The organism is Cupriavidus sp. 2KB_3 (assembly GCF_052115685.1).
Lineage (GTDB): Bacteria > Pseudomonadota > Gammaproteobacteria > Burkholderiales > Burkholderiaceae > Cupriavidus > Cupriavidus campinensis.
On sequence record NZ_JBFRHD010000024.1, the window covers coordinates 71397 to 94873 of the forward strand.

At 64.7% G+C, this 23477-nt stretch carries 17 protein-coding genes; 4 read left to right on the plus strand and 13 right to left on the minus strand.

All coding sequences use genetic code 11. The annotated features are described in order from the left end of the window. Positions 1 to 105: 105 nt before the first annotated feature. The 6 genes from fdhF to oxlT (AB4120_RS23285) all read right to left on the minus strand — a co-directional run bounded on the left by fdhF (position 106) and on the right by oxlT (AB4120_RS23285) (position 9390). Positions 106 to 2970, minus strand: a complete 2865-nt coding sequence (gene fdhF / locus AB4120_RS23260) for a formate dehydrogenase subunit alpha (RefSeq protein ID WP_441642905.1) — start codon at positions 2968 to 2970, stop codon at positions 106 to 108. After that, on the minus strand, positions 2967 to 4724 hold the full coding sequence (locus tag AB4120_RS23265; RefSeq protein WP_149139173.1) for an NADH-ubiquinone oxidoreductase-F iron-sulfur binding region domain-containing protein: 1758 nt from the start codon (positions 4722 to 4724) through the stop codon (positions 2967 to 2969). Before AB4120_RS23265 ends, fdhF begins: the two co-directional genes overlap by 4 nt. 141 nt (positions 4725 to 4865) lie before the next feature. After that, a complete protein-coding gene (gene oxlT / locus AB4120_RS23270) occupies positions 4866 to 6185 on the minus strand; it encodes an oxalate/formate MFS antiporter (protein ID WP_149139172.1) in 1320 nt (439 codons plus the stop codon). Positions 6186 to 6700: 515 nt separating this feature from the next. Next, the gene (locus AB4120_RS23275) at positions 6701 to 6913 is read right to left on the minus strand and encodes a hypothetical protein (RefSeq protein WP_144197086.1); all 213 of its coding nucleotides are present in this window, start codon (positions 6911 to 6913) and stop codon (positions 6701 to 6703) included. A 237-nt stretch (positions 6914 to 7150) separates the two neighbouring features. Further along, positions 7151 to 8062: a LysR family transcriptional regulator gene (locus AB4120_RS23280; protein ID WP_149139171.1), complete on the minus strand. Its 912-nt coding sequence runs from the start codon at positions 8060 to 8062 to the stop codon at positions 7151 to 7153. Then, positions 8059 to 9390 (minus strand): oxalate/formate MFS antiporter, encoded by a 1332-nt coding sequence (gene oxlT, locus AB4120_RS23285; protein WP_149139170.1) that lies wholly within the window; start codon positions 9388 to 9390, stop codon positions 8059 to 8061. The genes AB4120_RS23280 and oxlT (AB4120_RS23285) overlap by 4 nt, the downstream gene beginning before the upstream one ends. 215 nt (positions 9391 to 9605) lie before the next feature. Here oxlT (AB4120_RS23285) and AB4120_RS23290 point away from each other — a divergent pair, with 215 nt between their 5' ends. Both AB4120_RS23290 and AB4120_RS23295 read left to right on the plus strand, forming a co-directional pair. Beyond that, the gene (locus tag AB4120_RS23290; RefSeq protein ID WP_149139169.1) at positions 9606 to 10559 is read left to right on the plus strand and encodes a LysR family transcriptional regulator; all 954 of its coding nucleotides are present in this window, start codon (positions 9606 to 9608) and stop codon (positions 10557 to 10559) included. Positions 10560 to 10682: 123 nt separating this feature from the next. Then, positions 10683 to 10997: a LysR family transcriptional regulator gene (locus AB4120_RS23295; protein ID WP_149139168.1), complete on the plus strand. Its 315-nt coding sequence runs from the start codon at positions 10683 to 10685 to the stop codon at positions 10995 to 10997. 203 nt (positions 10998 to 11200) lie between these two features. Here AB4120_RS23295 and AB4120_RS23300 read toward each other — a convergent pair whose 3' ends face one another. Next, a complete protein-coding gene (locus AB4120_RS23300) occupies positions 11201 to 13330 on the minus strand; it encodes an acetate--CoA ligase family protein (RefSeq protein WP_149139167.1) in 2130 nt (709 codons plus the stop codon). Positions 13331 to 13385: 55 nt separating this feature from the next. Beyond that, on the minus strand, positions 13386 to 14618 hold the full coding sequence (gene frc, locus AB4120_RS23305; RefSeq protein ID WP_144197080.1) for a formyl-CoA transferase: 1233 nt from the start codon (positions 14616 to 14618) through the stop codon (positions 13386 to 13388). Positions 14619 to 14968: 350 nt separating this feature from the next. Here frc (AB4120_RS23305) and sucC point away from each other — a divergent pair, with 350 nt between their 5' ends. Then, positions 14969 to 16183 carry an ADP-forming succinate--CoA ligase subunit beta gene (sucC, locus tag AB4120_RS23310; protein WP_149139166.1) on the plus strand — a complete coding sequence of 405 codons (1215 nt, stop codon included), beginning with the start codon at positions 14969 to 14971 and terminating at the stop codon, positions 16181 to 16183. Position 16184: 1 nt separating this feature from the next. Beyond that, positions 16185 to 17108: a succinate--CoA ligase subunit alpha gene (sucD, locus tag AB4120_RS23315; RefSeq protein WP_149139165.1), complete on the plus strand. Its 924-nt coding sequence runs from the start codon at positions 16185 to 16187 to the stop codon at positions 17106 to 17108. Between the two features lie 76 nt (positions 17109 to 17184). Here sucD and AB4120_RS23320 read toward each other — a convergent pair whose 3' ends face one another. From AB4120_RS23320 to frc (AB4120_RS23340), 5 genes are all read right to left on the minus strand, one after another. Continuing rightward, entirely contained in the window at positions 17185 to 17631 is a 447-nt protein-coding gene (locus AB4120_RS23320) for a PAS domain-containing protein (RefSeq protein WP_144197077.1), read from the minus strand. 219 nt (positions 17632 to 17850) lie between these two features. Beyond that, positions 17851 to 19101, minus strand: coding sequence for a formyl-CoA transferase (gene frc / locus AB4120_RS23325; protein WP_149139164.1), 1251 nt, complete (start codon positions 19099 to 19101; stop codon positions 17851 to 17853). A gap of 41 nt (positions 19102 to 19142) precedes the next feature. Beyond that, positions 19143 to 20876 (minus strand): oxalyl-CoA decarboxylase, encoded by a 1734-nt coding sequence (gene oxc, locus AB4120_RS23330; protein ID WP_092299727.1) that lies wholly within the window; start codon positions 20874 to 20876, stop codon positions 19143 to 19145. A 282-nt stretch (positions 20877 to 21158) separates the two neighbouring features. Beyond that, positions 21159 to 21941, minus strand: a complete 783-nt coding sequence (locus AB4120_RS23335; protein ID WP_149139163.1) for a fumarylacetoacetate hydrolase family protein — start codon at positions 21939 to 21941, stop codon at positions 21159 to 21161. Between the two features lie 116 nt (positions 21942 to 22057). Next, on the minus strand, positions 22058 to 23329 hold the full coding sequence (frc, locus tag AB4120_RS23340) for a formyl-CoA transferase (RefSeq protein ID WP_262389794.1): 1272 nt from the start codon (positions 23327 to 23329) through the stop codon (positions 22058 to 22060). Between the last annotated feature and the right edge of the window lie 148 nt (positions 23330 to 23477).

Here is a 23477-nt window from a genome sequence, read left to right on the forward strand (position 1 = left end):
AGGCATCCTTTCCAACAGTTCGAGGGGATGCCTGCATCCTAACCGTTTCGGATTGCCCTGATTAGCCGAATGAATCCGCAATCACTTTCACGAATTCTCGGAAAATCATCCGGGCAAGGCCAACGCCCCGGTCAGCGAATCCAGAATCTGCCCGCCGCCGAAGCTCAATTGCTCGGGCACGGCGCCGCCCAGCGTCATCCGGATCGCGCAGTACTTGAACTCCGGAATCTTGCCGAACGGGTCGAGCACCGGGTTGGTCAGCTTGTTGATGGCCGCCTCGTAGTAGCAGAACGGCACGAACACGGCGCCGCGCGGGGTGCCATCGTCGGCGCGCGCGTAGAGCATCACCTGCCCGCGCCGGGACGTCAGCGTGACCACGTCGCCGGGCTTGCCGCCGAGCGCCGCCAGATCGAGCGGATGGACCAGTGCCACCGGATCCGGCTCGATGGCGTCGAGCACGCCGGCGCGGCGCGTCATGCTGCCCGTATGCCAGTGCTCGAGCTGTCGGCCCGTGATCAGGACCGTCGGATACTCCTGATCCGGACGCTCCGCCGCCGGGATGATGTCCGCCGGCACGAAGCGCCCGCGTCCGCTAACGGTCGGGAACGTCTCCGTAAAAATCACCGGCTCGCCGGGATCTCCCTCCGTCTTGCAGGGATAGGTCACAGCATGCTCGCGCTGGAGCCGCGCCCACGTCATGCCGGCGATGCTCGGCATCGCATGTCGCATTTCGTCGAAAACCAGGGCCACCGGCGCCGCATCGCGGCTGGCATGCCCATAGTCCCAGGGCAGCCCGAGCCGCGCGGCCAGCTCGCACAGGATCCACAGGTCCTGGCGCGCCTGCCCGGGCGGGTCGATAGCCTGCCGGCCAAGCTGCACCATGCGGTCCGTATTGGTGAAGGTGCCAGTCTTCTCGGGAAAGGCCGAGGCGGGCAGCACCACATCGGCCAGGCAGGCGGTCTCGGTCAGGAAAATGTCCTGCACGACCAGATGGTCGAGCGCGGCCAGCGCCTCGCGCGCGTGCTGCGCATCCGGGTCCGACATCGCCGGGTTCTCGCCCATGATGTACATGCCGCGCACGGTGCCCGCCTCGATGGCCTGCATGACCTCCACCACGGTCAGGCCCGTCTGCTTGTCCAGCGGCATGCCCCACAGCGCCTCGAAGGCAGCGTTGGCGGCGGGGTCATCGACGCGCCGGTAATCCGGATACATCATCGGGATCAGCCCGGCGTCGGATGCACCCTGCACGTTGTTCTGGCCGCGCAGCGGATGCAAACCCGTGCCCGGCCGGCCGATCTGGCCCGTCATCAGCGCCAGCGCGATCAGGCAGCGCGCGTTGTCCGTGCCATGCACGTGCTGGGACACGCCCATGCCCCACAGGATCATCGATCCCTTCGAGGTGGCGTAGAGCCGGGCCACCTCGCGGATGGTTTCCGCGTCGATGCCGCAGACCGGGGCCATGAGCTCCGGGCTGTACGCGGCCACATTGGCCGCCAGCGCTTCGTAGCCGGAAGTGCGCGCGGCAATGAAATCGGGATCGACAAGCCCTTCCTCCACAATCACATGCATCATCGCGTTCAGCAGTGCCACGTCGGTATCGGCCTGGAACTGCAGGAAACGGTGCGCAAAGCGCGACAGGTCGGATCGGCGCGGATCGGCGACGATGAGCTTGGTACCGTTGCGCACCGCGTTCTTGATCCAGGTGGCTGCCACCGGATGGTTGACCGTGGGATTGGCGCCGATCAGCAGCACCACCTCGGCCTTGCCCACGTCCATCACCGGATTGGACACCGCCCCCGAGCCGATCCCTTCGAGCAGCGCCGCCACCGATGAAGCATGGCACAGCCGCGTGCAGTGATCGACGTTGTTGCTGCCAAACCCGGTACGCACGAGCTTCTGGAACAGATAGGCTTCCTCATTGCTGCCCTTGGCCGAGCCAAAGCCGGCCAGCGCGCGGCCACCCAGCGTGTCCCGGATGCGCGCGAGGCCGCCGGCGGCCAGGGCCAGGGCTTCTTCCCAGGTCGCTTCCCGGAACACATCCATCACGCGATCGGGGTCCAGCACCATGTCGCCGGACTTCGCCACCCCTTCGCGGCGCACCAGCGGCACCGTCAGCCGGTGTGGATGCTGGGCGTAGTCGAAACCGTAGCGCCCCTTCACGCAAAGCCGGTTGTGATTGGCCGGGCCGTCGCGCCCTTCCACGAACAGGATGCGGTTGTCCTTGACGTGGTATGTCAGCTGGCAGCCCACGCCGCAGTACGGGCAGACCGAATCCACCTCGCGGTCGGGCACGGCCAGCGCCACGTTACGCGCCGGCATCAGCGCGCCGGTCGGGCAGGCCTGCACGCACTCGCCGCAGGCCACGCAGGTGCTGGCGCCCATCGGGTCGGCCATATCGAAGACGATGCGGGCATGATCGCCGCGAAATGCCAGCCCGATCACGTCATTGGCCTGTTCGTCGCGGCAGGCGCGCACACAGCGCGTGCACTGGATGCAGGCATCGAGGTTGACCGCGATGGCGGGGTGCGACAGATCGGCCGGCACCGCCTCGCGCGGGGCAAAGCGCGGCTTGCCGACTTCGAGCCGGGCCGACCACTGATCAAGTTCACTATGGCGCGTGTACGCGGTCTCCGGCATGTCGGACTGCAGCAGTTCCAGCACCATGCGCTGCGCGCGGCGGGCACGGTCGGAGTCCGTGTGCACCGTCATGCCGTTGGCCGGCGCGCGGCAGCAGGACGGCGCCAGCACGCGCTCCCCGTCGATCTCGACCATGCAGGCGCGGCAGTTGCCGGCGGTATCCAGCCCATCCTTGTAGCAAAGATGCGGAATCTCGATGCCTTCCCGGCGCGCCACCTGCAGCAGCGACTCCCCGGGGCGGGCGGTCACCTCGCGGCCATCGAGCCGGAACGTAACCTCGGTATCGGACGACGCCTGGACGAGCGCGACTTCAGCGCGGGTCAGTGCGTTCATGGCTGGCCCTCCTGAGCGACGGGTGCGACGGCAGCACCCGGCGCGAGTTCATGCGGAAAATAGCGGATCACGCAATCGACGGGATTCGGCGCGGCCTGCCCCAGCCCGCAGATCGACGCATCGCGCATCACCGCGGACAGGTCAGCCAGCGCGGCCAGGTCCCACGCCGCTGCCGGCTGGCGGATCAGATCGAGCGCCTTGGCGGTGCCGACCCGGCACGGCGTGCATTGGCCGCAGGACTCGTCGCGGAAGAAATGCATCAAATTGCGCGCGGCATCGACGGCCCGGTCGTGGTCGGACAGCACCACGATGGCCGCCGAGCCGATAAAGCAGCCATGTGGCTGCAACGTGTCGAAATCGAGCGGAATATCGCCCATCGCCGCCGGCAGGATGCCGCCCGACGCCCCGCCCGGCAGGTAGCCGTAGAAGGCGTGGCCGTCCAGCATGCCGCCGCAGTATTCGTCGATCAATTCACGCACGGTGATGCCGGCCGGCGCCAGATGCACGCCGGGGTGCCGCACCCGGCCCGACACCGAGAACGAGCGCAGGCCCTTGCGGCCATGCCGGCCCTGCCCGGCGAACCATTCCGGGCCGCGCTCCACGATCTCGCGCACCCAATACAGCGTCTCGAAGTTGTGCTCGAGCGTTGGCCGGCCGAACAGCCCGACCTGCGCCACATAGGGCGGGCGCAGCCGGGGCATGCCACGCTTGCCCTCGATCGATTCGATCATGGCCGACTCTTCGCCGCAGATATACGCGCCGGCGCCCCGGCGCAAATGGATCTCGGGCAGTCCGGGCACCGGCGGCGCGGCGCGCAGTTGCGCCAGCGCCTCGGTCAGCACGGCGCGGCAGCCCGCGTACTCATCGCGCAGGTAGATATAGATGGCGGCGACGCCAGTCACGCGCGCGGCCACCAGCATCCCCTCCAGGAAGCGGTGCGGATCGCGCTCCAGATAGACGCGGTCCTTGAACGTGCCCGGCTCGCCTTCGTCGATATTGACGGCCATCAGGCGTGGCGCCGGCTCGGCCCGGACGATGCGCCATTTGCGGCCAGTGGGAAATCCCGCCCCGCCGAGCCCGCGCAGGCCGGAGTTCTCCATCACGGCGATCAGCGCGTCCGCGTCGGTCTCGCCCTGCTCCAGCGCCTGCAACAGGCGATAGCCGCCCTGGGCGCGATAGTCGTCGTAGCTGAGATAGGGCTCGGGGTCATGCCGGACGGTGCCGGCATCCACGCAGGCCTGCACGGCGGCGGGGGTGGCGGCGTCCACCGGATGCTTGCCCACCAGCACAGCGGGGGCCCGTTCGCAGCGGCCGATGCAAGGTGCGGCGAGCACGCGGACATCGGTGCCAAGCAGCGCCGGTAGTCGCTCCAGCAGCGAGGTCGCGCCCGCCATCTCGCAGGCAATGCCCTCGCAGACGCGCACGGTCAGCGCCTGCGGGGCGGCGATGTTGCCGTCGGCGTCCTCTCGGACAATATCGAAATGGTGATAGAAACTGGCCACCTCGAAGACCTCGGTCTGGGCCATGCGCATTTCCTGCGCCAGCGCGGCCAGATGGGGCGTGGCCAGCTGGCCGAAGTGGTCCTGGATGGCGTGCAGATGCTCGATCAGCAGGTCTCGGCGGCGCGGGGCATCGCCCAACAGCTGGCGCACCTCGGACAGTGCCGCCGGGTCCACCTGCCGGCCCTTGGGCTGGCGGCGCTTGCGCTCGCGGCCCCCGCCCTCCACCACAATCGGAATCACAACCTGGTTCATGGGGAATCCTGTGGGTTGCTGTCTTGCTCGCCGGCTATGACTGCCGGCTGGTCTTGATCATACGCCCGGCGTCGCCGGACGGCGGACGCACAAGGGCCCGCGCGCCGGCGGGCCCTTCCCGTGTGTGCTGGCGCGCCCGGGTCAGGTCAGGTCGTCCGGAACCGGCCGGTAGCCCATCGACGGCGCCGCATTGTCGTTGACGTACTTCCGGGCATGGGCCTCGCGCATCGGCTTGAGCACGAAGATCGCCAGCACCGCCGAGAGCGCCGCCATGCCCGAGGCCAGCATGAACACCGCGTGCCAGTCGCCAGTGGCGGCGGTAATCACGCTCGAGAACGGCACCAGCAGCGCGGCCGTGCCCTTGGCCGTGTACAGCAGGCCGGCGTTGGTCGCCGCGAACTTGGGACCGAAGGTATCGCCGCAGGTGGCCGGGAACAGGCTGTAGATCTCACCCCAGGCGAAGAACACCACGCCGGTCAGGATCACGAACGCCACCGGGTTGTGCCCGTACTTGGACAGCAGCAGGATGCCGACCGCCTCCACCGCGAAGGCCAGGAACATGGTGTTCTCGCGGCCGATGTTGTCCGAGATCCAGCCGAAGAACGGCCGGGTCAGCCCGTTCAGCACGCGGTCGATGGTCAGCGCGAAGGTCAGCGCCGGCAGCGTCAGGCCGAGGATGGACACCGGCGAGTCATGGAGCCCGAAATCCTTGGCGATGGGGCCCAGCTGCGCCGTGGCCATCAGCCCGCCGGCGGCCATCATCACGAACATCGCGTACATCACCCAGAAGATCGGCGAGGACAGCACCTGGCGCGGCGACGCATTATAGGTAGCAGCCGCCTTCAGGGTGCTCTTCACGTCGGAGAGGATCTTGGCCGACGGCGGATAGAGCGCCAGGCCCAGGATCACCACCACGATGCCCTGCCCCAGCCCGAAGGTGAGGAAGGTGCTCTCGTAGCCGCTGGTCTTGATCATGTTGGCGATGGGCACCACGGTCAGCGCGGAGCCCGCGCCGAAGCCCGCCGCCGTAATCCCCGCCGCCAGCCCGCGCCGGTTGGGGAACCACTTGAGCGCATTGCCCACGCAGGTGCCATATACCGCGCCAGCCCCTACGCCACCGATGGCCGCAGCGAAGTACAGCAGCGGCAGCGACGACGCCACCGAGTTCAGCGCCCACGCAACCGCGCAGAGCAGGCCACCGCCTACCACCACCGGGCGCGGGCCGTACTTGTCGACCAGATAGCCCTCGATCGGCACCAGCCAGGTCTCGGTGACCACGAAAATGGTGAACGCGACCTGGATGGCCGTGCGGCCCCAGTGGTACTTGTCATCGATCGGATTGACAAACAGGGTCCAGCCGTATTGCATGTTGGCGATCATCGCCATGCAGATAACGCCGAATACGAGTTGCGTCCATGGGGACGCAAATCGTGACGTGGACGCGCTTTGCTGTAGTTCCATGGTGTCTCCTTCTGGCGGTCATCGCCGCCGTTGTGGGTGGGCATCTGATTCGATGCCTCTGTGTACGGCCTGGTCGTTTTCGTAGAGTGGCTCGCCGCTCTAGTGCTATACAGTATGTGGTATATCACCCAAGTCAAGCCGTTTTCGGCGGGCGGTTTTGCTGCCAGATACAACTCGGAAGGCGGGCGCGCGCAGGGAGGTCCGCAGTGGTGCGCCGGGCGCATCAAACCATGCCGCAAAAAGGCTCGCGGTTCGTTGCCGATCAATGACTTAGCGAGTGGCGCCAGATCAATGGCAGAGCCTACCGACGGGCACCCGGGATGCTGCAATGCGAGGGGAAAAGAGATGTCCTAGGGAAAGTCCTAGGGCTTGGGAAATGCTGGAAAACGCAGGAAAGCGTTGAGCAACGCGGGGATGGAGCGGGGGATGAAACGAAAGATACGGCCGATGAGTACAACGACTGCTGGGAGGGAGTTGCCGGCCGCTACAAGCTCCCTGCCTTCAAACCCAAGGGCTTACGCGTGGGCGAACTGCGGGCGCGTGCCGGCGTCAGGCGTCGCACGGCCAATGCCGTCCACGGCCTGATCCGAACCGAGGCCAGCAAAGCGGCCATGGTCGCCGGCGGTGGTCAGCAGACCCATCGGCAGGCGCGTGGCAATCAGCCAGGTAACGGAAACACCCGAGGCAATCAAACCGAGGGCGATGACGGAAAGCTGTGCGGCGTTCATGAAAACTCCTGAATGAGGTAGGTCAATGAGTCTTCAGTATATGCTGCACCGCGAGGTCTGTAAATATCCTGTATGTGATATATCAATAGAACTATGGCACTAAAAACAACAACGCACCCCGTGGGGTGCGTTGCGCATCGCTTCTGCCGAAGATTGCTGCCGAAACGCCGTCGAATAGCGCCTTATTCTGCGCAAAAATCGTTGCGGCGCTGCATCAGATGAATCCGATTCACGGCCCTACCCCGCTTTCTTCATCTGGCCCTGTTCGTACTCCTGGCCACGCAGGTTGTCCCACACCGCCGCCGCATTGGGCTTGAGCGAGCGGGCCTTCCTTCGGACCAGCATCACGTTGTTGTTGACCTGTGGCCGCAAGGGCCGCAGCACGGCCGCGGGCGCCAGGCCGGCGGCCTGCGTGCGCGACGGCACCACGCCAATTCCGAGCCCCATCGCCACCATGCCGAAGATCGCCGAGAAATGGCCGAGCAACTGCAAGGCGCCGGGCCGTACGTGATAGGTGGCCAGCGCGCGCTCCACGGCGGGCTGCACGCCCGAGTTGTGGTCGAGCGCGAGCACCGAGGCATCGGCCAGTTCGCCCCAGCCAAGGGACTCGCGCGCGGCCAGCGGATGCCCGGCGGGCAGCACCGCGTGCAGCGGGTCCATATAGAGCGGTTCGCAATAGAGGTCATCGCAGGCCACCGGGTTGCTGGCGATGCCGAAGTCCACCTCGCCGCTGCGCACGCTTTGCAGCACGCATTCGTGCGAGCGGTCGCGCAGCGTGATGCCAATACCGGGCCAAGCCGAACGGCAGCCGGCCACCCACATCGGCACGGACATCGACGACAACACCGGATCGGTGGCGATATGCACGGTGCCCTGGGAGGGCTTGCCAGTGCCGTGGCTCTCGCGCAGCGTCTGCTCGACTTCCTCGATCAGATGGCAGATCCGTTGGGAGAGATGCTCGCCGGCGTCGGTCAACTCCACCTGGCGCGTGGTGCGGTCGAACAGCCGCTGGTCGATTTCCTCCTCCAACTCACGCACGCTGCGACTGATGGCCGACTGGGTCAGGCCAAGTTCTGCCGCCGCGCGCGTGAAGCTCTTCTGGCGCGCAACCGCAGCAAAGGCCTTCAGTTGGGGAAGCGAAACATTCATGGTGCCGCTCCTTGTCCTTGCATGGTGGGATGGGCCGCCGCGTGTCCGGTGATGAAGCGCCGGCGCATCGGCTGCAACAGGAACTTGGCGGACAGCCCCGCCGCCACGGTCAACACGGCCGCCACCGTGAAGACCAGGCTCCAGCCACCTTGATGCGACAACACCGAGGCCAGCGGCACCAGCATCGCCGCCGTGCCCTTGGCCGTATAGAGCGTGCCCGCATTGGCTGCGGCGTACTCGCTGCCGAACGTATCGGCACAGAGCGCCGGAAAGATCGAGAAGATCTCGCCCCAGAACAGGAAGGTGAGCGCGGCGAAGAACATGAACCAGTAAGGGTTGTGCCCGAACTCCATCAGCCCGATCAGCGACAGCCCCTCGCCGATGAAGATGAAGAACATGGTGTTCTCGCGGCCGATGCGGTCGGAGATCAGGCCGCACAGCGGGCGCGTCAGCCCGTTGCAGAGATTGTCGATGGACAGCGTCATGGTCAGCAGCGGCAGCGTCATGCCCAGCAGCGTCACCGGCATTGCCGCAAAGCCAAAGTCCTTGGCGATGGGGCCGAGCTGCGCCGTGGCCATGATGCCGCCAGCCGCCACGGCCACGAAGGATGCGTAGATCACCCAGAACACCGGCGTGCGCACCATCTGGCCCGGCGTCAGCGCCACGGGATTGGTCAGGTTGGCCTTGCCGGCGGCGAGCCCCTTGGGCGGCTTTGGCTTGACCAGCAACATCGCCAGGATGAAGATCAGCACGCCCTGCAGGATGCCGAACGTGAAGAACGCGTGCTCGTAGCCCGATTTCTGGATCATGTTGGCGATGGGGATCACGGTCAGCGCCGAGCCCGCGCCGAAGCCGGCGGCGGTCAGCCCGGCGGCCAGGCCGCGCTTGTCCGGGAACCACTTCAGCGCGTTGCCCACGCACGTGCCATAGACGCCGCCCGCGCCGATACCGGCCACGACGGCGGCCGCATAGAGCATCGGCAGCGACGTGGCGAACGAGTTCATGACCCAGGCCGCCCCGGCGCATAGCGCGCCCACGGCCACCACGGGGCGCGGCCCGAACTTGTCCACGAGCCAGCCCTCGACCGGGACGAGCCAGGTTTCGGTAACGATGAAAATGGAGAAGGCGACCTGGATGGGGGACTCGCCCCAGTGATGACGCGCATTCATGGGCGTCACGAACAGCGTCCAGCCGTACTGGAGGTTCGCCACGAGCCCCATGCAAAGGACGCCGATGAAGAGCTGGAACCAGCGGTTGCGGAGCAGGCCGTCCTGCCCGTCCAGATTGCCATTGCTAAAGGCGGGGCCTGCCGCGTGCGGGTGCGCCATGTCGTGTCTCCTTGCATTAGTGTGTCTCGCGCTCTGGCGGCGCGACTGGTGGGCAGACCTGCGTGGGGACGCCCTACTTCACTACTGAATGAGCGCGCCTGACATTGCGGCACGTTGCATCGCTGATTGATGCTACTTCAAACTTAGATACGCAAAGCATAAAGTTTTTTATTATGATCATTGACGATCCTTTATAGATTGCAGGATATCGACCAATGAAGAACGCCACGCTGCGCCAGCTGAAAGTGTTCGAAACGGTGGCCCGCCATCTGAGCTTTTCGCGCGCGGCGGAGGAACTGCACCTGACGCAACCCGCTGTTTCCACACAGGTTCGGCAGCTCGAGCATCACGTGGGCCTGCCGCTGTTCGAGCAATTGGGCAAGCGGATCTACCTCACACCGGCCGGTACGGAGATGCTGCACTACAGCCGCAGCATCATCCAGCAATTCCGCGAGGCCGAGGACGCGATGGCGCAACTCAAGGGTATTTCCGGAGGCCGTCTCAACGTGGCGGTGATTAGCGCCGGCGATTATTTCTTTCCCCGCCTGCTGGCCGAATTCATGAATCGGCATGATGGGGTGACGCTGAATCTCGCGGTGCACAATCGTGAGGAACTGTTGCACCAGCTGGCCGGCAACCTGACCGACCTCGCCGTCATGGTGCGCCCGCCCGAGGGCATGGACACCATCGCCGAGTCGTTCGCGCCTCACCCCTACGTCATCGTGGCTGCGCCGAACCATCCGCTGGTCGGGCGCCGCGACATCCCGCTGGCCGGGCTGGCCGAAGAGGCGTTCGTTTCACGCGAGAAAGGCTCCGATACCTGGAATTCGATGCAGGAAGGCTTTGCCGGGCGGCTGTCGAACCTGCGCATCGCCATGGAGATCAAGAGCACCGAAACAATCAAGCAGGCGGTCATCGCCAATATGGGCATCGCCTTCCTGTCCGCGCACACGGTGGGACTGGAGCTACAGGCGGGCAAGCTGGCCGTGCTCGACATCGAAGGCTTCCCAGTCATGCTGAACTGGTATGTGGTGCACCGCAAGAACAAGCGGCTGCCGCCGGTGGCGCTGGCGTTCAAGCATTTCCTGATGGAGGAAGGCGCTACGCTGATCCAGCAGATCACCGGCGTGGAGGGGCTGATCCGGCCGCGCACCGCCCGTCAGGTGTAGTCACCCCAATATATAAACGATAACTTATGGTTTCTCGGTGAAACTTTAATTATCGTAAATCGTTCGTCGCGCCTACTCTGCACTTGTACCAAGCTCGTGTACGTGCAAACACAGGAGACGATCATGAACCCACTGTATCCCGCCGCGTCTTCCGCGTCCGTTACGTCGCCCGCCGCCGGCGACACGGGCCCTGATCGTGCGGTGCAACTCGCCGCCTTCAACGCCGCCTTCGCCGAACTGGGCCTGCGCTTCCGCTGGGACATGCCGATGTTCGAGTGGCTCTGCGGCATCGAATGCGAGAAGACCCGCGTGACCCGCTATATCGAGGAACACCACGCGCACCTGCTCAACGCCTATGACGCGCCGTTCCTGAGCCAGCTGATCTTCGACAAGAAGAACGAATACCTGCGTGCGATGTCTGGCACGGGCATGAACTAGGCGATTTACGATTTTCTTTGACGATTCGTCGCGCAATATCAGCGTCACGTCCTGCGAGATGCGGCTGCCCTGCTATCTTGCGTTTGCGACATCGGGCTCTCCTCAGGATCCAAAAAAAATGCCCCCAACGGTTGCTGTCTCGTTGGGGGCTGGTTGTGCTGGAGATGCCGGCAGATCTGGCTATGCCGGCGGGGCGGACCGCATCAGATCTTGCCCGCTCCCCTCGCCCACTTGTACTTCGCGCCGAGCACTGCCACCGGGATTTCGGTGGAGTAGGCATAGGACGGCACACCGTGCTCGTAGAGGTATTCAGCGGCTTCCTCTACCTGCACGTCGCCGGCCAGCGACGCCACGATCGGCTTTTCGATGCCCTTCGCCGCCATCTCTTCCTTCACCTCGATGACCAGCTTGGCGAACACCATCGGCGGGGTGATGATCGTGTGCCAGTAGCCAAGGATGATCGCGTGGATGCGCGGGTCTTCCATGCCAAGGCGCAGCGTGTTCTTGTACGTCGTGGGCGGCTCGCCGCCGGTGATATCCACCGGGTTGCCGGCCGCGCCGAACGGCGGGATGAACTTGCGGAACGCCGCGTCGAGGTCGTCCGGCATCGTCATCAGGGACAGGTTGTTGTCCACGCAGGCATCGGACAACAGCACGCCCGAGCCGCCCGCGCCCGTGATGATGACCACGTTCTCGCCCTTCGGCGTCGGCAGCTTGGGAATGCCCCGCGCGAACTCGAGCAGGTCGCGCAGCGAGCGCGCCCGGATCACGCCGGACTGCTTGAACACGTCCTCGTAGATGCGGTCGTTGCCGGCCAGCGCCCCGGTGTGCGAGCTGGCTGCCCGCGCGCCCATGCTGGTACGGCCCGCCTTGAGCACCACCACCGGCTTCTTCTTGGACACCCGGCGCGCCGCCTCGGCAAAGGCGCGGCCATCCTTCAGGTCCTCGCAGTGCTGGGCGATGATCTCGGTGTTGTCGTCCTGCTCGAAGAAGGTGAGCAGATCGTCTTCGTCGATATCCGACTTGTTGCCCAGGCCGACAATCGCCGACACGCCCATCTTGGCCGAGCGCGAGAACCCAATGATGGCCATGCCGATGCCGCCCGACTGCGACGACAGCGCCGCCTTGCCCTTCACGTCATACGGCGTGCAGAACGTGGCGCACAGGTTCTTCGGCGTGTAGTAGAAACCGTAGATATTTGGTCCCATCAGGCGGATGTCGTGCTTGCGGGCAATTGCGACGAGCTCGTCCTGCCCTTCCACGTTGCCGGTTTCGGCAAACCCGGACGGAATCAGTACGGCGCCGGGAATGCCCTTCTTGCCGACTTCTTCAAGCGCCTGGGCCACGAACTTGGCCGGGATGGCAAACACGGCCACATCGATGTTGCCCGGCACATCGAGCACGCTCTTGTAGGCCGTCATGCCCATGATCTCTTCGGCCTTCGGGTGGATCGGATAGATCTTGCCCTGGTAGCCGCCGTTGATCAGGTTCTTCATCACCGAATTGCCGATCTTGCCGTCCTCGGCGGAGGCGCCGATCACCGCCACCGTGTCCGGGCGCATGATGCGGTTCATCTGCTTGACGATCTGTTCCTGCGTGGGACGGTACTTCTCCGGCTGCGGCGAGAAGTCCACCACGATCCGCACGTCGGCGGCGATGGCGCCGTCCTTGCTGGCAAACACCGGGTTCAGGTCCAGCTCGGAAATCTCCGGAAAATCGGTGACCAGCTGCGACACGCGCTCGATCATGCCGGCCAGCGCCTCGCGGTTGGCCGGATCGGCGCCACGCACGCCCTTGAGCACCTCGGCGGCGGCAATGCCATCCAGCATCGACAGCGCATCCTCGTTGGTGGCCGGCGCCATGCGGAAAGTGATGTCCTTGAGCACTTCCACCAGCACGCCGCCCAGGCCAAAGGCCACCAGCTTGCCGAACGACGGGTCGGTCACGGCGCCGATGATGACTTCCTGGCCGCCCGTGATCATTTGTTGCACTTGCACGCCGATGATTTCGGCATTGGCGTTGTACTTCTTGGCGTTCTCGACGATGGTGCGGTAGCCCTGCTCCACATCCGCCGCCGACTTCAGGCCCACCAGCACGCCGCCGGCCTCCGTCTTGTGCAGGATGTCCGGCGAGACGATCTTCATCACCACCGGGAAGCCCATCTTCGTCGCCAGTTCCACCGCGTTCGACGGCGACTCGGCCACGCCCTCGCCCGGCACCGAGATGCCATAGGCGTCGCAGACCAGCTTGCCCTCGGGCGCCGTCAGCGCAGCGCGCCCCTCCTCCTTCACGGTCGCCAGAATCTTGCGTACCGCATCCTTGTCATGTGCCATGTCAGGTCTCCATCTGTTCAGGCATTGCAGACATTCATTCGAGAGGTGGCGCGGCTCAGACCGCGCCGGCCGCCTTCAATGCCGCGATCTGGGCCGGCGAGCGGCCGAGCCAGTCGAGGATTTCCTCGGTGTGCTCGCCCAGCAGCGGCGAACGCTCCACTTCCACCGGCGAGGCCGAGAGCGTGATCGGGCAGCCCAGCTGCACGTACTTGCCGCGCTCCGGGTGGTCCAGCTCGACCAGGTAGCCGCGGTCGAACATCGACTTGTCCTCGATCAGGTCCTTCATCGAGAGAATCGGGCCGCACGGCACGTCCACCTCGTTCAGGGCGTCCATGACCTCGAATTTCGTCTTGGTCTTGGTCCACTTCTCGATGATGGAGAAGCACTCGCCCAGGCATTTCAGGCGCGCTTCCGGCGTGGCGAACTGCGGATGGGTAATCAGGTCCTCCCGGCCGCACAGGCGCATCAGCGGCTCCCAGCCTTGCGGCTGGATGATCACGTAGACGTAGTCGTTGGCCCCGCCCGGCGAGCAGCGCAGCGCGGCGCCCGGCTGGCCGCCGCCCGACGCATTGCCGGCACGCGGCACGTAGTCGCCGAAGGTTTCGTTCGGGAATTCCTTAAGCGGGCCCGCAGCGAGGCGCTGCTGGTCGCGCAGTTTCACGCGGCAGAGGTTCAGCACCGAGTCCTGCATCGCCACTTCCACGCGCTGGCCACGGCCCGAATGCTCGCGGTGCAGCAGCGCCGCCAGGATGCCGACCACGCAGTGCACGCCGGTGCCCGAGTCGCCGATCTGGGCGCCGGTCACCGTGGGCGCCCCATCCTCGGTACCCGTCGTGCTGGCCGAGCCGCCCATGCACTGGGCCACGTTTTCGTACGCCTTGCAGTCCGCGTACGGCCCCGGGCCGAAGCCCTTGATCGACGCATAGATCAGGCGCGGGTTCAGCTCCTGCAGGCGGTCCCAGTCGAAACCAGCGCGGTCGAGCACGCCGGGGCCGAAGTTCTCCACCAGCACGTCGCAGCGCTGCACCAGGTCTTCCAGCAGCGCCTTGCCCTCGGGCGTCTTCATGTTCAGCGTGAGGCTGCGCTTGTTGGAGTTCAGCATCGTGAAGTAGAGGCTGTCGGCGTTCGGCACGTCACGCAGCTGGCTGCGCGTGATGTCGCCCCGGCCGGGCAATTCCACCTTGATCACGTCGGCGCCCAGCCAGGCCATCAGCTGGGTGGCCGAGGGGCCGGCCTGCACGTGCGTCATGTCCAGGATGCGGACACCATCCAGTGCTTTGTTATTCATGGCGTTGTCTCCTTGAGGATTCTCTTGCGCGCTTGCTGAATAACGTATGTGATATATCACGACACAACAAGAAGAAAATGCAGCGCGGTTCAGACTTTTCATTCCGCATCGCAATAGATCCTGCGGCATACACCAGCGTTAACCCGCAACATAGAAGGTTTTGCGATCAATCTTGCTCTATTGATGCGATGGCCTTGTCAGCGCGGGCATCCCTTTTGCGCGATTCAGCTCGCACCCAGTTTCGGCTTGAATCTATTGTTGATATATTACATATCATATTTTACGCCGCGAAAAACTGAACAGGCGGGTCCCGACCTGCGGTCCGCGGCGCTTTTCAACCGAGGAGACACGTGAACATTCACGAATATCAGGCCAAGGAGTTGCTCAGGCGCTATGACGTGCTTGTACCGCATGGCCGCGTGGTCTTTACGCCAGACGAGGCCGCCCATGCCGCCCGCAAGCTGGGCGGCCCGGTCTGGGTCGTGAAGTCGCAGATCCACGCTGGCGGCCGCGGTACCGGCCGCTTCGCGGATGACAGCTCGGGCAAGGGCGGCGTGCGCGTGGTGAAGTCGATCGATGACGTCCGCTCGAGCGCCGTGCAGATGCTGGGCAAGACCCTGGTCACCAGGCAGACCGGCCCGGCCGGCCGCGTAGTGCGGCGCCTTTACGTCGAGGAAGGCTGCGACATCGCGCGCGAGCTCTACCTGGGCATCCTGATCGACCGCGCCACGTCGCGCATCACGATCATGGCGTCCACCGAAGGCGGCATGGAGATCGAGGAGGTTGCCGCACGCACGCCCGAGAAAATCCTGAAGGTGGCAATCGATCCGGCCAGCGGCATCCAGCCGTTTCATGCACGCCGGCTGGCATTCGGCCTGGGGCTGTCGGGCAAGCAGGTGGGCGCGGCTACCCGTTTTATCCTCTCGACCTACCGCGCGTTCACCGAACTCGACGCGTCGATCGTCGAGATCAATCCGCTTGTGGTCACCGGCAGCGGCGACGTGATGGCGCTCGACGCCAAGTTCAGTTTCGACGATAACGCCCTCTTCCGCCATCCCGACATCGATGCCATGCGCGACGAGAGCGAGGAAGACCCGGCCGAGACCGAAGCCGCCCGGCACGCCCTGAACTACGTGCGGCTGGACGGCAACATCGGCTGCATGGTGAATGGCGCAGGCCTGGCGATGGCCACGATGGACATCATCAAGCTCCATGGCGGCGAGCCGGCCAACTTCCTCGACGTAGGCGGCGGCGCCACGACGGAGCGCGTCACCGCGGCGTTCCGGCTGATCCTGGCCGATCCCAAGGTCGAAGGGATTCTCGTCAATATCTTCGGCGGCATCATGCGCTGCGACGTGATTGCCGAAGGCGTGGTGGCCGCCGCGCGCGAAGTGGACCTGACCGTGCCGCTGGTGGTGCGGCTGGAAGGCACCAACGTCGACCTCGGCAAGAAGATCCTGCGAGATTCGGGCCTGCCGGTCGTCTCCGCCAAGGATCTTGCCGATGCGGCCGAGAAAGTCGTGGCCGCCGTGCGCACGCACCAATCGAAGAAGGGAGGAAAGTGAAATGGCCGTGCTGATCGACAAAGACACCCGCGTGATCTGCCAGGGCTTTACCGGCGCACAAGGCACATTCCATTCGGAACAGGCCCTGGCCTATGGCACGAAGATGGTGGGCGGCGTCACGCCCGGCAAGGGCGGTGAATCGCACCTGGGCCTCCCGGTCTTCGATACCGTGGCTGCTGCCGCCAATGCCACAGGCGCCGACGCCTCGGTCATCTATGTGCCGCCACCGTTCGCCGCCGATGCCATCCTGGAAGCGGTCGATGCCGGCATCACGCTGATCGTCTGCATCACCGAAGGCATTCCCGTGATGGACATGGTGCGGGTCAAACGTGCGCTGTCGGGGTCCGGCAGCCGCCTGGTTGGCCCGAATTGCCCGGGGGTCATCACGCCGGGGCAATGCAAGATCGGCATCATGCCCGGCCACATCCATACACCGGGAAAGATCGGCGTGGTGTCGCGCTCGGGCACGCTGACTTATGAGGCCGTGGCGCAGACCACGGCGGCCGGACTGGGGCAATCGACCTGCATCGGCATCGGCGGCGATCCGGTGAACGGCACCGACTTCATCGACTGCCTGGAGATGTTCCTGGCCGACGACAGGACCGAAGGCATCATCATGATCGGCGAGATTGGCGGATCGGCGGAGGAAGAGGCAGCCCAGTTCCTGCGCGATGCGCACAGGCGCAAACCGGTGGTGGGCTTTATCGCCGGCACCACGGCGCCGCCGGGACGCCGCATGGGGCACGCCGGCGCGATCATCTCGGGCGGGACGGGCACGGCGGAAGCGAAGGTCAACGCCATGCGCGAAGCCGGCATCCATGTCGCCGCGTCGCCAGCGGAGCTGGGTGCGACCATGGCGGCGGCAATGAAGCAGGCATCGGAACGCGCCCCGCGCACACGAAACCTGGCGTTGGCCAGCGCGTGAACGTAGAAACGGAAAAGGCCGGGAGAATCGCCCGGCCTTATCGTTCCTGCGCCATGCTGCAACTGCGTCCGGTGAGTCAGCCGGCTCCGGCCTCGGCGCCCGTCCTGGCTTCCAGTTCCGTGATGCGCTTGCGCAGCGCCCGCTCTTCCTGGAAGCGCACGGTCTCGTCACGGATCACCGCCACGATGCCGGTGATTTCCCCGCCCTGCCCGTGCAGCAGCGCCACGGTAAAAGCGATCGACATCGCTTCGCCGTTCTTGTTGATCGCCGGGACCTTGAGCAAGTCATGGCCGTAGCGGGTCTGGCCCGTTGCCATGGTCTTGTCGTAGCCCTCCCAGTGGCGCGCACGCAGGCGCTCGGGAATAATCAGATCCAGCGACTTGCCCAGGGCCTCCTCCCGGGTGTAGCCGAACATGTACTCGGCGGCCGGGTTCCATAACGTGATGGCACCGTCGGCGCCGGAGATGATCACGGCGTCGCCGATGGCCGACACCAGCTGTTCATAGTCGATCGCGGTCTGCATGGTCTTGGTCTTTCCTGAGCTTTCCAGGCGAATGGGAGGGTGGCGAGGTTCGCCACCAGGGGTCCGGGCTGTCATTGTGGCACCGTCGGCCATGCCGGTCCCTCAGCTTGGCGTCCAAACCATGAAGCGCCAGGGTGCGTTACGTCCCGTCTACGCATTCCCCGGCGCTCCAGGTGTGACCCGCTGTCACATTGGGCACTGGCAGTGCTGGCGCCCGGCTTAGATCACCTGCGACTCACGCAGACGGGAGATCTCCTCGGCGCCATAGCCCAGGCCGGCCAGCACTTCCTCGCTGTGCTCGCCCAGCAGCGGCGAACCGGTGATTTCCGGCTTCATGGCCGAGAACTTGATCGGGCTGCCCACGGTCAGGTAGGTGCCACGTTCCTTGTGCGGGACTTCCACGATCGAACCGCTCTTGCGCAGCGATTCATCCGCCGCGATTTCCTTCATTGACAGCACCGGCGAGCAGGGAATATCGAACTTGCGCAGGATGTCCACCGCCTCGTACTTGGTCTTGTCGGCAAGCCATTCTTCGATGGTCTTGAAGATTTCGAAGATATGCGGCTGACGGCCCTTGGGCGTGTTGTAGTTCGGATCGCTGATCCACTCTTCCTTGCCCAGTGCCTTGCAGATCGGCTCCCAGGCGTGGCCCTGGATGGTGAAGTAGATATAGGCGTTGGGATCGGTCTCCCAACCCTTGCACTTCAGCACCCAGCCCGGCTGGCCGCCACCGCCGGCGTTGCCACCACGGGGCACCACGTCGCTGAACGTGCCGTGCGGATACTGGGGATACTCTTCCAGATAGCCCTGGCGGTCCAGTCGCTGCTGGTCGCGCAGCTTCACGCGGCACAGATTCAGCACGGCGTCCTGCATCGATACGGCAACCTTCTGACCCTGGCCGGTCTGCTGGCGGCCGATGATCGCGGTCAGGATGCCGATGGCCAGGTGCATGCCGGTGTTCGAGTCACCCAGGGCTGCGGCCGACACGGTCGGCGGGCCGTCCCAGAAGCCGGTGGTCGACGCGGCACCGCCAGCGCACTGTGCCACGTTCTCGTAGACCTTCAGGTCTTCATAGTGGTGGCCGTCGCTGAAGCCCTTGACCGATGCCACGATCATCTTCGAGTTCAGTTCCTTGATGCGCTCCCAGGAGAACCCCATGCGGTCAAGCGCACCGGGGCCGAAGTTCTCGACCAGCACATCCGATTCGCGGATCAACTGCTCCAGGATCTTTTTGCCTTCCGGCTTCTTGGTGTCCAGCGTCAGCGACCGCTTGTTGCTGTTCAGCATGGTGAAGTACAGCGCGTCTGCGTCGGGAATGTCGCGCAATTGCGTGCGGGTGACGTCGCCGGAGCCGGGGCGTTCCACCTTGATGACGTCTGCGCCGAACCATGCGAGAAGCTGCGTGCAGGCGGGGCCGGCTTGCACGTGCGTAAAGTCGATGATCTTGATGCCGTTGAGTGGGAGGTTCACAATCGCTCTCCTGATGGAATAGAGGGTGAAACTGGGGTGGATTACTTCTTGGCCGCGCTTTGCGGATTCAGATTGGTCAGACGACCGCTTTCGGTGCCGGCAGCCGGGTCGATGACGGCGTTGACCAGCGTGGGCTTGCCCGACCGCAAGGCTTCGTTCACCGCGGCTTCGAGTTCCGCCGGTGTGGTGACGTTGTGACCAACCCCACCGAACGCTTCCATCATCTTGTCGTAGCGCGCCCCCTTGACGAACATCGTGACCGCCGGATCGTTGCCGCCGGTCGGATTCACGTCGATACCCTTGTAGACGCCGTTATTGTTGAAAATGACGATGCAGATCGGCAGGTTGTAGCGGCAGATAGTTTCCACCTCCATGCCCGAGAAGCCGAATGCACTGTCACCGCACAGCGCGAGGACCGGCTTGCTGGTTTCGACCGCCGCAGCGACCGCGTAGCCCATGCCCACACCCATCACGCCCCAGGTGCCCACGTCCAGGCGCTTGCGCGGCTCGTACATGTCGATCACGGCACGGGCGTAGTCCAGCGTGTTGGCGCCTTCGTTGACAAACGAGATGCCCGGATTGGCTTTGACGACGTCCTTCAGCGCGCGCAGCGCGCTATGGAAGTTCATCGGCGACACATCCTTGGACAAGGTCTCGGCCATCTTCGCCAGGTTCTTGTCCTTGCGTTCGTCCACCGCGTTCAGCCAATCGGCGCCCGGCTTGGCAAAGCCGTTGCCGATCTTGTCGAGCATTGCCGATACGCACGAACCAATGTCACCCACTACGGGCGCGGCGATGGCTACGTTACTGTCCATCTCGGTCGGCGAGATGTCGATCTGGATGAACTGCTTCGGCTTGCCCCAGGTCTTGCCTTTGCCGTGCGACAGCAGCCAGTTCAGGCGGGCGCCGACCAGCATCACCACGTCAGCTTCCGCCAGCACGTACGAACGTGCGGCCGAGGCCGATTGCGGGTGTGTATCGGGCAGCAGGCCCTTGGCCATCGACATCGGCAGGTACGGAATGCCGGTCTTCTCGACCAGCGCGCGGATATCCGCATCGGCGCGAGCGTACGCGGCACCCTTGCCCAACAGGATCAGCGGGCGCTTGGCGCTCTTCAGCAGCGCGACAGCACGGTCGATCGAGTCCGGTGCAGGGAGTTGGCGCGGGGCCGGGTCCACCACCTTGATCAACGACTTGCGGCCACGCTCGGCTTCCATCGACTGGCCCAGCAGATTGGCCGGCAGGTCCAGGTACACACCGCCCGGACGGCCCGACACGGCGGCGCGGATGGCACGCGCGATACCGACACCAATGTCTTCAGCGTGCAGCACGCGGAAGGCAGCCTTGGCGTGCGGACGGGCGATAGCCAGCTGGTCCATCTCTTCGTAGTCACCCTGCTGCAGATCGACGATCTCGCGCTCGCTCGAGCCGCTAATCAGAATCATCGGGAAGCAGTTGGTGGTCGCATTCGCCAGCGCCGTCAGCCCGTTCAGGAAGCCGGGCGCAGACACGGTCAGGCAAACGCCCGGCTTCTGCGTGAGAAAGCCGGCAATCGCTGCGGCGTTGCCGGCATTCTGCTCATGACGAAAGCTGATAACGCGCATGCCGTTGGCCTGCGCCAGACGGGCCAGATCCGTGACCGGAATACCGGGCAGGCCGTAGATGTTCTCGATGCCGTTCAGCTTCAGCGCTTCGATGACCAGATGAAAACCATCGGTTTGTGCCTGATGTTCTTCGCCAGCCTGACGCTGCAGCTCGTTTCCGACTTCTGCCATGGTTGCATCCTTCTATACAAATTGACGGGGATTGGAAAACTTCTGCTTCAAGGTGTCTTCAGCGGTGGTGCTCGCGCCCGCCTGGCTACTTCGGACTTCCACGATGTCTCCTCCTTCACGATTCGCTACAGGCAGCGACCTTTTGGAAAATACGGTATGTGATATATCACAATTCAGCAAGCATTGATGCGAACTTTCGTCGATGCGCCGCAGCATTTCCCCGAAGTTACGCAACCAGATAAGGGAAACTACCGAGCTTCCCGCATTCGCAAACTGACTCGTTCAGCCGCGCACATGGTTGACCAGCGAGCCGATCCCGCGGATCGACACCTCCACCACCGAACCCTCCTTCATCGACCCGACCCCGATCGAGGTGCCGACGGCGATCACGTCGCCCGGCATCAACGTCATGTCCCGCGACAGGAGGCTGACCTGCTCCTCGGGCGAAAAAACAATGTCGGACAACGGGTAGTTCTGGCGCTCGACGCCGTCCAGACGCGTTACCACGCTGGCGCTTCGCCAGTCAAAGCCGGAGACAATGGCCGGACCGACGCAACCGAAGGTGTCGGAACCCTTGGCGCGCGTCCACTGCGGGAAGTTGGGATCGGCATTGAGCAGCTCGCTCGCCGTGACGTCATTGACGATGGTGTAGCCGAAGATGTGCGAGGCAGCCTCGGCGAGCGGCACATTCCGGCATTCGCGGCCAATGACGATGCCCAGTTCGCCTTCGTAGGCGATCTTGCCGGTATACCCGCTCGGACGCAGGATGCCGTCGCCGGGGCCGGCCAGCGAACTTGCCGGCTTCAGCAGGAACAGCGGATGCACGGGCACCGCTTTCTCCAGCCGGGCCGCGAGGGCGTGAAAGTTGTTCCACAGCGCCACGATCTTGCCTGGCTGGCACGGGGCCAGCAGGTCCAGCGAGGCGTAGCTGTAGCTATTGCCCGTGGGGCGAGGATCGGTATAGCCAGGGCCATCGCATTCGATGACGCGGTCGGCATCACCCTCGTCAAGCCGGCCATAAGCGGCGTCGCCATCAGGATGGCGGAAGCGAATCCAGGTTTGCACGGCAGAACTCCTCCGGCAGGCGCGAGCGTGCCGCACCTGCTCTTTCAGCAGAGAATGGAGAGACCCCCGTCAGGGGCTGTGGAGACGAGGCGCCGGCCGTGGCCGGACGCCTCGGGTCAGATCGCTCCCGCCAGGCGCAGCGCAGCAATCTGTGCCGGCGACCGCCCCAGCCATTCGAGGATCTCGTTGGTGTGCTCCCCCAGCAGCGGCGAGCGCTCGACGTTCACCGGCGAGTCGGACAGTGTGATCGGCGAGCCGAGCTGCACGTATTTGCCGCGCACCGGGTGCTCCAGCTCCATCAGGAAGCCGCGCTCGTACATCGACTGGTCCCCGATCAGGTCCTTCATCGACAATATCGGGCCACACGGCACATCCACCTCGTTGAGCGCGTTCATCACCTCGAACTTGGTGTGGCCCAGGGTCCATTGCTCGATGATGCCGAAGCACGCGGCGAGCTTTTTCAGACGCACTTCAGGCGTGGCGAATTCCGGATCGGTGATCAGATCTTCGCGGCCGCACAGGCGCATCAGCGGCTCCCAGCCCTGCGGCTGGATGATGACGTAGACATAGTCGTTCGCACCGCCCGGCGCGCAGCGCAGCGCAGCGCCCGGCTGGCCGCCGCCCGACGCATTGCCCGCGCGCGGCACGTGGTCGTCAAACTGATCGTTGGGGTACTCGCGCAGCGGGCCGGCATCCAGGCGCTGTTGGTCGCGCAGTTTCACGCGGCACAGGTTCAGTACGGCGTCCTGCATGGCGACTTCCACGCGCTGGCCGCGCCCCGAATGCTCGCGCTGCAGCAGTGCGCCCAGGATCCCGACCACGCAGTGCACGCCCGTGCCCGAATCGCCGATCTGCGCGCCCGTCACCAATGGCATGCCGCTGGCTTCGCCTGTCGTCGATGCGGCACCGCCCATGCACTGGGCCACGTTTTCATACGCCTTGCAGTCCTGGTAGGGGCCGGGACCGAAGCCCTTGATCGACGCATAGACCATGCGCGGATTCAGGTCCTGGATATGTTCCCAGTCGAATCCGGCGCGGGCCAGCACGCCCGGACCGAAGTTCTCGATCAGCACATCGCTCTGCTGAATCAGGTCTTCCAGCAGTGCCTTGCCTTCCGGCGTTTTCATATTGAGCGTCAGGCTACGCTTGTTGCTGTTCAGCATGGTGAAGTACAGGCTGTCAGCGTTGGGCACGTCACGCAGCTGGCTGCGCGTGATGTCACCGCGTCCGGGCAATTCGACCTTGATCACGTCGGCGCCCATCCAGGCCATCAACTGCGTAGCCGAGGGGCCGGCCTGAACGTGCGTCATGTCCAGGACGCGAATGCCGTCCAGGGCTTTGCGTTGCGCCATGGTGCTGGTCTGACTGTCGTTAGTAGCCTCGGCCATGCTCGTCTCCTGATTTGTGCCTCGCTCTTTTTACATACAGTATGTGGTATATCAGCAAGATGCAAGAGGGTTTAAACCCGAATCATGGAAGTTTCGACGCTGCATCGCAGCAAATGCGCATAGCGCCTTGCGGTGCCTACGCTGGCAG